This is a genomic window from Mucilaginibacter sp. (assembly GCF_964263795.1).
Classification (GTDB): domain Bacteria; phylum Bacteroidota; class Bacteroidia; order Sphingobacteriales; family Sphingobacteriaceae; genus Mucilaginibacter.
The window spans coordinates 1-13,956 of sequence record NZ_CAXVWK010000019.1 but is presented as its reverse complement, the minus strand read 5'-3'; the positions used below and the strand labels follow the sequence as shown (position 1 = coordinate 13,956).

Genomic DNA, 13,956 nt, shown 5'->3' with positions numbered 1-13,956 from the left:
TTAACTTTACACCGTCAACTTCCTTATCTGATACCGTAGAAGATCCTGAAGCCCTGCAAATATTTTTTGTTGCCGGCGTATGATATACCGTAATCTACGCGGAATATCAGCCGTTGTAATCCTACATAAAACTCCCGGTAATTAAGGTTACCTACTGTAGACAGGTAGTTGGCACCTATGATTTCTTCCAGTTTAAGCTTACGGGCGAAACCGACTTTGTTCAGAATAGATCCTGCAAAGTTGTGCTGGTAGTGCGCCTCAAAAAATGCGCCGCTGGTACTGTAAGTATAAAACGGCAGGAAGTGGAAACTGCCGATGTAAGTGGGATCAAAAGTGGTACCCTGGTTACCTAAATAGTGGTTAAAATCCATAAAGTACAGTGTTTTGTTGTTAAAGAAATCGCCGGCTGTTATTTTAAAGGATGAAAAACCCGAGAGGCCTATGCGGATATTATATTGCGAAATATCTGCAGATGCAAAATCATAGTCAACGTCAGACCCAAAAGCACCCTTAATACCCTTGCGATAGTTTATAGTAAGCGTTGGATATTTTGATGGTACATTAAATTTACCGGTAGGCCTGGTAATGTACTGCTGGGCAAAGGTAAACTGGAACGAAGTATTGAAAGTTAAGGCCTGATGTTTTGGAAACAGGAATGAATTATCATCTGCAGGCGTTCCCGGCGGCGCCAGCGGGTTGTTTGATGTAAACTCGCGGTTTTTGCTGTTAAATAGTTTCCAGTACGAAGTATTGTACAGCTGTGCACGGTCTGAATAGCTTAGGCTTCCTGTCCATAACAGGCCGTTAACCAATTCGCGCTGGTAACCAAAACCGCCAAATTGTGACCGGTAATACTTAACATAGTTGTTTTCGTATAGGATGGTACTTAGTGTGTTAAAGTACAGTGAACGCGTGCCTACGTTGTTAAGGTCCAGCACATCGCTGCCAAAATTAACCCAGAATTTTGCATTGTGGAACGGATCGTTCTTGTACTCGGTTAAAAAATTTGCGCTGAATAACTTGTTAGAGAAGCCGTACCGTATGGCCGGGGTTACACTCAGCGAATGGAAATCATCATAAGTGTGGCTGTAACGCACTTTGGCATTAATACCAAAACCTTCTACCGTGTTGTAATAGAACGTTTGCAGGAATGGGAACACGTATAACGAATCGCGGTTGCTGCGGTTACTGGCGCTGTATCCAAAAATAAGATAGCCTAATGGATTGAGATTATTTTTGGTTAGCTGAAGCGTATCCAGGTAGCCTTTGGTAAGATGATATGCCGCCACACTATCCTTTTTGAAGTAGTCGCGCGTTTCCTGCTGCGTTAACGGAACCGGGCGGTTATTATCCCAGTAGCTTTTTGATTTTAGGTTAGATGCCGTATCTATCCGTAAAATTTCGCCGGTAAAAAAACCTTCAGGAAAAGCGGGATTTAACTTGTAATTATTGTAAATGCCAGTGTAATAACCGCCGAATTTGAAGCCCAGCACGGTTCCTTTAAAGTTAAAATGAACAGATACCGGCATCCAAACGCTATCGGTAATGGGCACATATTGCTGCCTTACCTCAAGCGTATCAACAAAATTGAGCGAATTGGTAGCCTTGGTAAGAAACAGGTCGACGCCGTATATGCGCCAGTCGCCTTCAACTATGTAAATGCTGCCGGTAAAATACTGGCCGTATTTACGTTTAGGAATTACTTCTATCTTATCAATCTGGCGGCCGTTTTGTACGGAGCTGCCTATCAGTTTATAATCATAAAAGTGGAATGCATCTGCAGCTGCCGGCGATACGTAGCCGCGTGTGCTTAATCCATTTATAGTGAAAATATTGTTATAAAAATTAGCCTGCAGGTCCGACGCCTTGTTGTAGCTGAAGGCTGTATTAACACCTGCCGTTTTAGAAGCGATAGTTACTTCTTTGATCTTGCTGCTTGAGCCGCCGTAACTAAATTCGGAAAGTGATTCCGATTGGTAAAGGATGCCCCTGCCCATTGAGTCAAGGTCGAGGGCTTGCGTAACCGCCCTGCCCGATAAGGCCTTTGGTGAGCTCAAAAGTTTTTGCACCCCTTTGATGTAAACCGCGCAGGAGTAGCCTTTAACTTCGTTAAGCCGTTGTTCGCGTTTGGCTATTACGCGGCGCATAATGGTATCACCAGGGTCGCGGTTGCGTTTCCACTCGTCAGATACCTGGCTAAAGCGGAACACCTCGTCGGCAAGCTGCACATTACGTACTTCGCTATGATCGGTAATAGTTACGTTTTCGGCCTGTTCTTTATAACCGGCGTAGCGATAAATTACAGTATAGGTGCCGGGATTTAATTTAAATTGGTAACGGCCATTTTCATTGGCGGTGGTACCGTAGGTAGAATTACGGATATAAACGGAAGTAAAGGCAACCGGCAGGCCTTTTTGGCCGGTAACTAAACCAGAGAGTGTATATTGTTGTGCCGAAGCTGTTAATGCAGTCAGTAAAAACAAAAAGAATAGTAGGTATCTTCTCATATAGGGATTTCTACATTTAATACTTTTTATAACGAAATGTTTGTTTATACCTTTAATATATTAAAAATGTTGCATGTAGATGTTCAATTGCTGCGTAATGCTTAATTTTGACACTTTAAAATTAAAATATGTATAACACATTGCAACCCGTTTTGCAGCAGGAACTTGCCGGTATTGAAGATGCGGGCCTATATAAAAATGAGAGAATAATCACATCGCCGCAGGGTGCCGATATTACGGTGCAGGGTGGTAAAGAGGTGATTAATTTTTGCGCCAACAACTACCTCGGTTTGTCGGGAAGCCAAAGGGTAATTGATGCTGCTAAGGCCGCTATGGACAGCCACGGTTACGGCCTTTCATCAGTGCGCTTTATATGCGGTACCCAGGATATTCACAAAGAACTGGAACAAAAGATAGCAGAATTTTTAGGCACCGAGGATACTATTCTTTATGCCGCCGCCTTTGATGCCAACGGTGGGGTGTTCGAACCATTATTTAACGAACAGGATGCTATTATATCTGACGAGCTGAACCATGCTTCGATAATAGACGGGGTGCGTTTGTGTAAAGCGCAGCGACAACGCTATAAGCATGATGACATGGCCGACCTGGAGGAAAAGCTGAAAGCAACCCAGGATTTGCGCCACCGTATCATTGTTACCGATGGCGCCTTCTCTATGGATGGTACAATTGCCCAACTGGATAAGATCTGCGCCCTGGCAGAGCAGTACAATGCTTTGGTAATGATAGATGAAAGCCATTGCAGCGGCTTTATGGGGAAAACCGGTCGTGGTACGCATGAGCACCATAATGTAATGGGTAAAATTGATATTATCACCGGTACGTTAGGTAAGGCATTAGGTGGGGCATCAGGCGGGTTTACATCGGGCCGTAAAGAGATCATTGATATGCTGCGCCAGCGCTCAAGGCCATACTTGTTCAGTAATACGTTGGCTCCGGCTATCACTGGTGCGTCAATTGCCGTGTTAGATATGCTGAGCGAAACTACCGACCTGCGCGATAAACTGGAAACCAATACACAATACTTCCGCGAGCAAATGACTGCCGCCGGTTTTGACATTAAACCAGGCGTGCATCCCATTGTACCGGTGATGTTGTACGATGCTAAACTGGCCCAGCAGTTTGCCGCCAAAATGCTGGACGAGGGAATCTACGTGATTGGTTTTTACTACCCGGTTGTTCCGCAAGGTAAGGCACGAATCCGCGTACAGATCTCAGCCGCGCATGAAAGGGAACACCTGGATAAAGCCATCGCCGCGTTTACCAAAGTCGGCAAAGAGCTGGCTGTGATCAAATAAATTACGTATAAGATTTTTATATTTGTACGTATAAAAGACCTGTTATGAAACTAACATTAAACATCGAATCCAGGTTAATAGACCAGATCAAAGAGGTAGCAAAGAAAAAAAACACCAGTATTTCAAAGATCGTAGAAAATTTTTTAAGGAAGGAAGTAGCATCAGAAATCGGACCTTTCCAAATGAAAAATTTAGACGAATTGCCGGATTGGGTAAAGGAGTTAACCATTTCTACAGCGCCTGTAAACGATTTTGATCATAAAGCCGAATATCATAAGCATTTAGATCAAAAATACGGGTTATGAAAAAGGTGTTTTTGGATAGCGACGTAATTTTAGACGCTTTGCTAAAAAGACCGGGCTTTAATATACCATCAATGAATTTGATAACGCTTATAGGCAATGGACGAATTGCTGGTGTAACGTCTTCGGTGGTATTTGTGAATGTAAATTACTTTCTTGATAAATTTGACAAAGCGAATAAGTTAAGATTATCAAAAGGACTGAGGTCGATACTGCCCATTATAAGTGTAGGCGCTGGCATCATTGACTTAGCACTGAGTAGCAACTTTATAGATTTTGAAGATGCAATACAATATTATTCTGCAGTTGAAGGAGAATGCGACTTCATTATTACCCGAAATATAAAGGACTATAAACAATCTACTATCCCGGTGTTAACAGCCGAGCAATTTTTAAGAACAATACTATAATGCAATCTAAAATAGATCAGTACACTGCCGAGATAAAAGCTTTTACTGCTGCTAAGGCAGACGAGCTGGAGGCATTCCGCATAAAATATTTAGGCACCAAGGGCTTGATAAAAGACCTTTTTGAAGAATTTAAAACGGTTGGCCCAGAAGAAAAACGGACGTTTGGCAAGGTGCTTAACCAGTTTAAGCAATTTGCCGAAGCCAGATATGAAGAGATCAAGGACTCGCTTAAATCTGAGATTGAAAACCCGAAATCGGAAATTGACCTGACCCTTCCCGGCGACGGTTTTGAGATTGGCTCACGCCATCCGCTTTCTTTGGTGCGTAACGAGATCATCGATATTTTTAAGCGTTTGGGTTTCGTGGTGGCCGAAGGGCCGGAGATTGAAGACGACTGGCATAACTTTTCGGCGCTTAACTTTCCGGAGGAACACCCCGCCCGTGATATGCAGGACACCTTCTTTATCCGCAAAGGCGACCAGGAAAAGGGCGACATTGCTTTACGTACCCATACGTCGTCTGTACAGGTGAGGATGATGGAGCAGGGTAAACCGCCGTTTCGTGCCATTATGCCCGGCCGCGTGTACCGTAATGAGGCCATATCTGCCCGTGCGCACTGTTTCTTCCACCAGGTAGAAGGTTTGTATGTAGACGAGAACGTTTCTTTCTCCGATCTCAAACAAACGCTATATCACTTTGTACAGGAGCTTTATGGTGAAGGTACGCAGGTGCGTTTCCGCCCGTCATATTTCCCGTTCACGGAGCCATCCGCAGAGATGGATATTTCCTGTACCATTTGTAAGGGCGCAGGCTGTAATATGTGTAAATATAGCGGCTGGGTAGAAATATTAGGTTGCGGCATGGTTGACCCAAATGTGTTAGAGAACTGCGGCATAGACAGTAAAAAATACACCGGCTTCGCATTCGGCATGGGTATGGAGCGAATTGCCAACTTAAAATACGTAATCCGTGATCTGCGCTTATTTTCTGAAAACGACACCAAATTCCTTAAACAGTTTCAGAGCGAGATCATATGAGGTTTGTGCTGATACTGGCCATGGCGGGCATGCTACTTTTATCGTGCGGGAAAGCCGGCGATGTAGTGCCTAACGTGGCAGTAAACCTGCGCATCACTAAAGCCGACCCTAACTATGCCGGCCTAACTGCTATTGGCGGTTATAAAGAACTGAATGGCGTTGGCGTGGCCGGTATTGTTATTTATCATTCCAACTTCGGCTATGTAGCGTTTGACCGTTGCAGCACCTACATGCCTGAAAAGCTTTGCTCGGTTAAGGTTGACGATACCGGGCTGACCTTAACCGACCCCTGCAGCGGATCAAAATTTTCGTTGAGCGACGGCGGCTCCGTTAAAGGCCCTGCAACCAGGTCCTTAAAAGCTTATCAAGTCTCAGATACACAATTTGAGATAATTGTGTATAATTGATAAATGGAAGCCGATAAGATCAAAGACAGCATTAAGCGGGCAGCGCAGGAACTGTTCCGCAAATTCGGTTACCACAAAACCAGCGTAAACGAAATAGCCCGTAAAGCCAAAATAGCCAAGGCCACCATCTATAAATACTTCGATAGTAAAGAGGCTGTTTTGCATGTGCTGCTGATGGATTACATCAAAGTGAGCGTTAATGACCTGATTACCACTAACACGCCCGAATTGGACGAGGAGACCCATCTGAGTAACCTGATCATGAAAACCTGCCGGTTATCATACACCATCTGTAATGAATTTATTGGCTGGGACTTTATCCGCGAGAGCACGAATTCGCAGGATTTTCTTAAAAACCTCTCCAATGAACTCGAAGAGTTGCTGATGCAGTCCTTTACACAATTACCTAATATCCGCAAGCATGAAACTTATCACCAGCGCCTGCGGTTTCTGATCAAATGCAGTAAAAGCATTGTATTTAGCTTTGCCTTTACTTCGGTAAGCGATGCCGATGTACGCAAGAATTTTGTATCGTTTCAAAAAGAGATCCTGCCATACCTGGTTAAAGCAGCAGTTACTATTTAACAAATCAGGATAGCCGCAAAGTATCTATCGCTTTTACCCATTCATCTTTTTTACACCTTTTGCATTCATGCCGCCCCGGGGCAAGTGTTTCTACATGGCCACAGTAAACACACGCGTAATCGGCTTTCATATCAACGGTTTTTGAGCGGGTGTTATAAACCCTGGGCATAACCGGCAAGCCTGGCCGCACATCTTCGTCGCTGAAATAAAAAAAGCTGACGTTGCCTGTAGTTTCTAATATCGCTATACGGATCTGTCCCAGGTGTTCAATACTTTGCTGCCGCATTTCTGATAAAAACTCATCTTTGGCAAAGGTAAGCTCATCGTTATCAAGCAGTATAAACATCCCATCTTCGATTACGTACATAGGGTCACCTTCCAGTACGCTTTCAAAGCGCTCGCTCTTGGTAGCCAGCCAGGTAATGGCCCGGTAAAGTAGGAGAATGGTTGCCATTACAATTACCGATGGCACTATCGAAATATCTCTGGTGAACATCGGATCGCCAGCGGCCGAACCGAAGCCGATGATAATAGCGACTTCGAAAATTGATAACTGCCTTACGCCTTTTTTACCGGTCATCCTCAGCACAACCAAAATAAGGATAAACATAACAAGTGTGCGTACAACTATTTCAATTCCAAAAGTAAAATCAAGGTCTTTAGTAAAGATATCGCTCAAGTTTAAATCCATTATTAAACAATGCAGGCAGGCATTAAATGTTTTTGTGCAGATACAACACTATTTTATTTGGATATTCAAAAGACAATCCATTACTTTGAAGAACAAAGTACTTTCACGTGGAAGAAAAAGAAATTCAGGATCAGCTCACCTCTATCCGTAGTTTGATGGAGCGGTCGTCAAAATTTATATCCTTAAGCGGTTTATCAGGCGTGCTTGCCGGCCTTTATGCGTTGGTAGGGGCGGGCATTGCTTACCAGATCATTTATGTGCAGCAACATACTTTTAGCTCCGGCTACGTAGGGAATGGGGGCTTGGTAAATAATTTGGCCATACCTGGTGCTGCGCAGATTATGTTAACAGCGTTAGTAGTACTTGTTGCATCTGTAGCTACCGGTATTGTTTTAACCATACGTAAGGCACGGCGCAAAAAGCAGCAGATTACGGGCAGTTTAAGCCGGCAGTTGCTGTTTAACATGGCGGTACCTTTGCTTGCAGGCGGTATATTGATTTTGGTTTTGATAGCTAAAGATTACTTTGGTTTGGTAGTGCCTGCATCGCTTATATTTTACGGCCTTGCACTGGTAAATGCCGGAAACTTTAGTTTTACAGATGTAAAATATTTAGGCATTGGCGAGATATTGTTAGGTTTGCTTGCTGCATTGCTGCCTAGTTACGGCCTGCTGCTTTGGGCGTTTGGTTTTGGTGTGCTGCACATAATTTACGGCAGCATTATGTACTTTAAATACGATAAGTGAAAATCCCTTTTCAAAAACTTGATAAAGCCTTTGAGAACCGCCTGCGCCTGCAAATTATGAGTGTGCTGGTAGTGAACGACAGGTACGATTTTAATTCGCTTAAAGAACTGCTGGATACTACCGACGGTAACCTGGCATCGCACTTGAAAGCGCTGGAAAAAGAAGAGTATATGCAGGTGCACAAAACATTTTTGGGCCGCAAACCCAATACTACCTACCAGGCTACTGAAAAAGGCCGACAAGCATTTAAGCTGCATTTGGATGCACTTGAACAGATTATAAAAAATCAAAAATCACCCAAATAATTTTTTTACCCACATGCTTTGAAACGCAAAGTACTTTTAACATGATTTTGGATTTAATAATTTGAATGGATTTTAAATGGTACGAATGGACTTAGTAAAAAAGCATAACGGTAAATTAACAGAAAGTTCATTATACCGTTTTGGTTTTCGGTATAAAAAATACTATGTTTGCATAACAAAAATCTACAAAGCTATGAGCCAGGAATTAATAGAGTTTTCGGAGCTTATCGATGAGCAGTTTGAAATGACGGATATTACGATCGAAGTTTACTTCGATAAATTATTCAGTTTCTTTTTATAATTGCCAGCAAAGCATCATCGGGCAAAATAAAAATTGCGGCCGGCGCTTGCCTGCGGCATTGAATTCTTTTGCGTTGGTCAAGCCAGGCAACAAATCGTACCATTCTGCGCTATGCGTATTCAATTATTACTTCCTCAGTGATAAAGGCCGCATGATATAAATCTGTTTGCCTTATTTTAATCTTAAAATTCGAGTCTACAAAAATGCTACTTCCCTAACAAAGTAGGATCAATTCATCTTATGCTGGTATTTATTTAGTTCGTGCCTTTGATTAACTTTGCAGCCTGATGAGTAGATCTGTAAAAAAGCCAAAGTTCTTTGAGAACGTTACCGTAATTGACATTGCCGAAGAAGGTAAAGGCGTTGGCAAAGCCGACGATTTTGTAATATTTATTGAAAAAGCGGTACCGGGCGACATTGCAGACATAGAAGTTTATAAAAGCAAAAAAAGCTTTGGCGAAGGCAAGATAACGCGCCTTATTCAACCATCAGAATATCGTACACAGCCATTTTGTGAACACTTTGGTGTTTGTGGCGGCTGTAAATGGCAGCACATGACGTACGATGCTCAACTAAAATTTAAGCAAAAGGCCGTACATGATGCCCTTACACGCATTGCCAAAATCGATGTAGAGCACATGGACGCCATTGTACCGTCGCCGGCCGACAGGTATTACCGCAACAAGCTGGAATATACTTTTAGCAACAAACGCTGGTTGTACGATGGCGAGAACCGCGACGATGAGCGTTTGGATATGGATGCACTAGGTTTCCACATCCCCGGCCGGTTTGATAAGATCCTGAACATTAATCACTGTTACCTGCAGGCAGAGCCCTCTAACGATCTTAGAAACAGTATAAACGCATACGCCCGGCAGCAGGGCATCAGTTATTACGATGTACGTCAGCACACCGGCGCACTGCGTAACCTCATCATCCGCACCTCTTCTACCGGCGAGATCATGGTAATAGCAGTGTTTGCGCACGCCAGCCAGGAGCAGGTTGATGACCTGATGGGTTATGTAGATGCCACATTCCCGCAGATTACTTCCCTGCTTTACATACTAAACACCAAGATGAACGATACCATCTTCGATCAGGAGGTGATAGCCTGGCGCGGGCCGGAGTTTATCCACGAAGAAATGCCCGGCGCGGCCAACGGCAGTGTAGTACGTTTCAGGGTAGGGCCAAAATCTTTTTACCAAACCAACTCTATCCAGGCATTGCGCCTTTATGAGATAACGCGTGATTTTGCAGGCTTTAAAGGGGATGAACTGGTTTATGACCTTTACACCGGGGCAGGCACTATTGCTAATTTTATTGCCGGCCATGTGCGCCAGGTGGTAGGGGTTGAGTATGTGCCATCGGCTATTGAAGATGCCAAGGTAAATTCCCGTATAAATGAGATCACCAACACTAAATTTTACGCGGGTGATATGAAGGATGTTCTGGTTGCAGATTTTGTTGCCGAGCATGGTAAACCGGACGTGATCATCACCGACCCGCCGCGTGCCGGTATGCATGCCGATGTGGTAGCGCGCCTGATGGAAATTGAGGCCGACAAGATAGTTTATGTAAGCTGCAACGCCGCTACCCAAGCGCGCGATTTGCTCATACTAAAAGAAAAATACGATACTGTTAAAATTCAGCCTGTGGATATGTTCCCTCATACCCAACACGTAGAAAATGTTGTTTTACTAAAGCTAAGAAATAGCCTGCCAAATTAATTGCGCCTCTTTATTACGTGGAAAGTAATAAAATATCCAATTTGTAATTGCGGGAATAAGCAATAGTTAATTTTTATCTTTAATGGTGTTTGTCAGCCAACGTGCAATGCAAATCGCTTGTATTTTAGTACATTAGCCCTCTCATCTACCCTGTTTACAAAACTCTTAACACCTGTTGATGGCATCTTTACCGTTTTTCAACTTTTCTTTAAATAAGGTTTTGTTAAAGGAACCCGATTCGCTTAATCGTGCCCGGGTCGAGATAGTGTTTACCACCCTGGCGCTGCTTATTTTTAAAATCATTGTTCTTTTTCCATTTGTTTATCATGAGTTAAAGGCACATCAGTTTTACCGTTTAAGTTTTGTGTTGGTACTGTATCTGGGCCTTATCAAATACCTGCTTTACAAGCCAGCGGCGGTTACGCTGATATCACATATCATTATTTTAACGGGCGTGGCCAGTGTATGGTCTACGTTGTTTGTGTTTGGGCAACGGCTTAACCTGGTCACCATTCAGTTTGTATTCATGGTGATTTTTGTGGGCTATTACCTGATAGATAAGCGTTACGCCATTGCCTATAGCTTCTCGGCTATTATTGCTATAATGTTGTATTTAGTAACGCGGAACGAGGCGTTATGGCAACTGGACCAGTCCTCGCAGGAGCTTCCATCTCCTGGCTTTGAAATCATCGTGATGCTGAATTTTACCACCATGGTGTACATTCATTACCTATTTTACTGGGCGTTTAAAGATAACGTAGCGGAAAAGGAGGCTTTGAACAAACAGCTGCAAAATACCATTGCCGAAGTTAAAGCCCTGGCCGATTCGCGCTCGCTTTTTTTGTCTACCATGTCGCATGAGCTGCGCACCCCGCTCAATGCTGTAATCGGAATGACTAACCTGGTTAAGGATACCGCTACCGAAGAGCAGACAGAAAATTTGGATATACTGGAATTTTCGGCCACCAGTTTGCTTACCCTGGTGAACGATATACTGGATTTCAATAAAAGCGAGAACGATAAAATTGAGCTGGAAGCAATACCTGTTTATTTACCCGGCCTGCTGCACAAGGTTTGCTACGGGCTACAGCAAAAGGCCGCAGAAAAGGGTTTCGGCCTGATATTACAAGTGGATGATGTGCTGAAAGACCGATGGATTATTACCGACCCTACCCGCCTAACGCAGATCATTTACAACCTTGGTGGCAATGCCATTAAATTTACGGAGAAGGGCGAGGTAAACATCAAAGTAACTGCTACGGAAGAGGATGAAGAACGTATTAATGTACATTTCACCATAACCGATACAGGCATTGGGATCCCGGCAGACAGGCAGGCGGCTATTTTTGAGCCCTTTGTACAGGCATCGGCAGATACTACAAGGCATTACGGGGGTACTGGCCTGGGGCTTGCTATTGTAAAACGTTTGCTGGCTTTATTTAATAGTTCAATTGAATTGAACAGCATACCGGATATAGGTTCTGCCTTTTCATTCGCTATCAGCTTTAGTTTATATAAGGGCGATGTCAAATCCGTCTCGCCTATATCGGCAACGGAAAGCAGCCTCACCGGCCTGCGCGTGCTGATTGCCGAAGATAACCCGATTAACGCTCTTTTGTTGGGCAAATTACTAACCAAATGGAACATCAACGCCGATGTTGTCACCAATGGCCAGGATGCTGTAGCCAAAGTCATCGCTAATACTTATGATGTATTGTTGATGGACCTGCACATGCCGCTAATGGATGGCTACGAAGCCACTTTTGTGATTCGCGGCCTTACAGACCCGGCTAAAGGGCAGCTTCCCGTTATCGCCCTCACGGCATCGGTATCCCACAATATTTATGATAAGATAAAAGAGGCAGGTATGAACGATTATTTGTCTAAACCCTTTCAGTCGTCGGCATTGTACCAAAAGCTTGAAGTGTTTAACACGGCAAAGCTTGCCCGTATTACTTCAGAGGGTATCAACATAGATACCGCTAACGACCCTATGACGGCCTAACTTTCGTTAAGCTTTTTTAGCGCTGCAAATTTCGCGGATGGTTCCGCTTAGCGGTTTAAATTCAAAACCGATAGCTTTTTTGACGGCCGAATTATCAAATTGGCGGCTAACAGATGCCGCCCGGGCACTCGTTTTGTCAATCGCCGGATTTTTACCGGTTAGGGCCGACACCAATGCAGCCCCGCGCCAGGCAAATTCTAACATCCAGGGCTTAGCCAAACTGGCGGGAGGTTTTACGCCGAAACGGTCGGCTATTTCTGTAAAAAGTTGTTTATAGCTGCGGTGTTCGGCGTTGATGATATATCTTTTTCCGCTTATACCGCTCTCCATTAGTCCGATCATGCATTTGGCAACATCCTGTACATCAACAAAGCCCATGGTGCCTTCGGTGTAAAATTTCAAACCTTTACGAACGGTTTCAAAGATCTGTCCGCTACCCTTAGTGCCCGCACTTGCCCCGATAATGATGGATGGGTTCACGATCACAGCATCGAGCCCCTCGGCAATTCCACGCCAAACTTCCATCTCACTTTCCAGTTTGGATATAGCATAGCCGTCGTTTTCGATTGTAGGGTCCAGGTGATGCTCCTCGCTAATCAATTTGCCGGGCTTGGCCTCGCCAACTGCCGCTACTGAACTGGTGTGCACCATCCTGATCTTCCTTTCAACACACAGGTCTACCAGGTTGGCCGTACCTGTTACGTTCGTATGTATCATCGGGTCTTTGTCGGCCGCCTTAAGCGATACCCATGCAGCGCAATTGTACACCTGCGTAACGCCCTCTAAAGCGCTTGCCACGGCAAAGGCATCCATCAGATCGGCATCCACCCAATTTACTTGTTGGCTGTAACCGCTAAGTATTGCCGGGATAGCAGAGGATGCCCTTTTGGTACAGCGGATGATATTGCCGCGTAACACCAATTCTTTAGCCAGTTCGGCCCCTAAAAACCCCGTTGCGCCAGTTACTAAGATCATACTTCAAATATGCGGATTAATTAAATGTGCAGATGTGCAAATATGCGGATAGCGGTTAACGATGATTGCATAACGGCTGGTATTAGTCGTGATTAGCCCTGTTATTGTCGCTTCCGCACAGCCCCAACCTCCGCGATGTACTTGATATTTGTATTATCAATCAAATATTATAAAAAGTTTATGAAAAGATTATTTACAGGACCTGATCTCCTAAAGCCGGCTTTAATAATTGCTATGCTGTTTTTAGCGTCGGTGCAATCTAAAGGGCAGCAAATTAAACCCCTGCAAAGCGGCCTTGCGCCTGTAAATGGCATAAAAGTTTATTACGAAGTTTACGGTAGTGGTAAGCCCATTGTTTTGCTGCACGGCGCTTTCATGACCATTGAGGGTAACTGGGCGAAGATAATACCACATTTAGCTAAAACCAGGAAGGTGATCGCTATTGAAATGCAGGGCCACGGGCACACACCCTATGCCGACAGGAAGATGAACCTGGCTGCGCTTGCAATCGATGTGGACGGCGTAATGGATTATTTGAAGGTTGATAGCGCAGATGTTGCGGGCTATAGTATGGGCGGCACCATTGCCTACCAGTTGGCCATTCAAAGGCCCAAACGGATAAAAAAACTAGTGATCATT

The 13,956-nt window shown here is 44.2% G+C and carries 14 protein-coding genes; 11 read left to right on the top strand and 3 right to left on the bottom strand.

Features of this window, described 5'->3' with window-relative positions; genetic code table 11:
* Positions 1-23 precede the first annotated feature (23 nt).
* A complete protein-coding gene (locus tag ACE5CV_RS03280; protein ID WP_374948727.1) occupies positions 24-2,507 on the bottom strand; it encodes a DUF5686 family protein in 2,484 nt (827 codons plus the stop codon).
* 128 nt (positions 2,508-2,635) lie between these two features.
* Between ACE5CV_RS03280 and kbl the strand changes: the two genes are divergently transcribed.
* Genes kbl through ACE5CV_RS03250 form a run of 6 tightly spaced genes read left to right on the top strand, consistent with a single transcriptional unit; the run spans position 2,636 to position 6,567 of the window.
* Entirely contained in the window at positions 2,636-3,826 is a 1,191-nt protein-coding gene (gene kbl / locus ACE5CV_RS03275; RefSeq protein ID WP_374948726.1) for a glycine C-acetyltransferase, read from the top strand.
* Between the two features lie 44 nt (positions 3,827-3,870).
* The gene (locus ACE5CV_RS03270) at positions 3,871-4,131 is read left to right on the top strand and encodes a DUF6364 family protein (protein WP_374948725.1); all 261 of its coding nucleotides are present in this window, start codon (positions 3,871-3,873) and stop codon (positions 4,129-4,131) included.
* Positions 4,128-4,538 (top strand): type II toxin-antitoxin system VapC family toxin, encoded by a 411-nt coding sequence (locus tag ACE5CV_RS03265; protein WP_374948724.1) that lies wholly within the window; start codon positions 4,128-4,130, stop codon positions 4,536-4,538. Before ACE5CV_RS03270 ends, ACE5CV_RS03265 begins: the two co-directional genes overlap by 4 nt.
* Positions 4,538-5,575, top strand: coding sequence for a phenylalanine--tRNA ligase subunit alpha (gene pheS, locus ACE5CV_RS03260; RefSeq protein WP_374948723.1), 1,038 nt, complete (start codon positions 4,538-4,540; stop codon positions 5,573-5,575). The genes ACE5CV_RS03265 and pheS overlap by 1 nt, the downstream gene beginning before the upstream one ends.
* Positions 5,572-5,982 (top strand): hypothetical protein, encoded by a 411-nt coding sequence (locus ACE5CV_RS03255; RefSeq protein ID WP_374948722.1) that lies wholly within the window; start codon positions 5,572-5,574, stop codon positions 5,980-5,982. The genes pheS and ACE5CV_RS03255 overlap by 4 nt, the downstream gene beginning before the upstream one ends.
* A 3-nt stretch (positions 5,983-5,985) precedes the next feature.
* Entirely contained in the window at positions 5,986-6,567 is a 582-nt protein-coding gene (locus ACE5CV_RS03250; protein WP_374948721.1) for a TetR/AcrR family transcriptional regulator, read from the top strand.
* 4 nt (positions 6,568-6,571) lie between these two features.
* Here ACE5CV_RS03250 and ACE5CV_RS03245 read toward each other — a convergent pair whose 3' ends face one another.
* Positions 6,572-7,258 carry a DUF421 domain-containing protein gene (locus ACE5CV_RS03245; protein WP_374948720.1) on the bottom strand — a complete coding sequence of 229 codons (687 nt, stop codon included), beginning with the start codon at positions 7,256-7,258 and terminating at the stop codon, positions 6,572-6,574.
* 107 nt (positions 7,259-7,365) lie between these two features.
* On the opposite strand from ACE5CV_RS03245, the gene ACE5CV_RS03240 reads away from it, so the two are divergent.
* The 4 genes from ACE5CV_RS03240 (at position 7,366) to ACE5CV_RS03225 (ending at position 12,342) form a co-directional block, all read left to right on the top strand.
* Positions 7,366-8,004 (top strand): hypothetical protein, encoded by a 639-nt coding sequence (locus ACE5CV_RS03240; protein WP_374948719.1) that lies wholly within the window; start codon positions 7,366-7,368, stop codon positions 8,002-8,004.
* On the top strand, positions 8,001-8,309 hold the full coding sequence (locus ACE5CV_RS03235) for a winged helix-turn-helix domain-containing protein (protein ID WP_374948718.1): 309 nt from the start codon (positions 8,001-8,003) through the stop codon (positions 8,307-8,309). The genes ACE5CV_RS03240 and ACE5CV_RS03235 overlap by 4 nt, the downstream gene beginning before the upstream one ends.
* Positions 8,310-8,897: 588 nt before the next feature.
* On the top strand, positions 8,898-10,337 hold the full coding sequence (gene rlmD, locus ACE5CV_RS03230; RefSeq protein ID WP_374948717.1) for a 23S rRNA (uracil(1939)-C(5))-methyltransferase RlmD: 1,440 nt from the start codon (positions 8,898-8,900) through the stop codon (positions 10,335-10,337).
* A 178-nt stretch (positions 10,338-10,515) separates the two neighbouring features.
* Positions 10,516-12,342 carry an ATP-binding protein gene (locus ACE5CV_RS03225; RefSeq protein WP_374948716.1) on the top strand — a complete coding sequence of 609 codons (1,827 nt, stop codon included), beginning with the start codon at positions 10,516-10,518 and terminating at the stop codon, positions 12,340-12,342.
* A 6-nt stretch (positions 12,343-12,348) separates the two neighbouring features.
* Here ACE5CV_RS03225 and ACE5CV_RS03220 read toward each other — a convergent pair whose 3' ends face one another.
* Positions 12,349-13,317, bottom strand: coding sequence for an NAD-dependent epimerase/dehydratase family protein (locus ACE5CV_RS03220; RefSeq protein ID WP_374948715.1), 969 nt, complete (start codon positions 13,315-13,317; stop codon positions 12,349-12,351).
* Positions 13,318-13,497: 180 nt separating this feature from the next.
* Between ACE5CV_RS03220 and ACE5CV_RS03215 the strand changes: the two genes are divergently transcribed.
* Positions 13,498-13,956: alpha/beta fold hydrolase (locus ACE5CV_RS03215; protein WP_374948714.1), on the top strand; the 459-nt coding region annotated here is incomplete at its 3' end.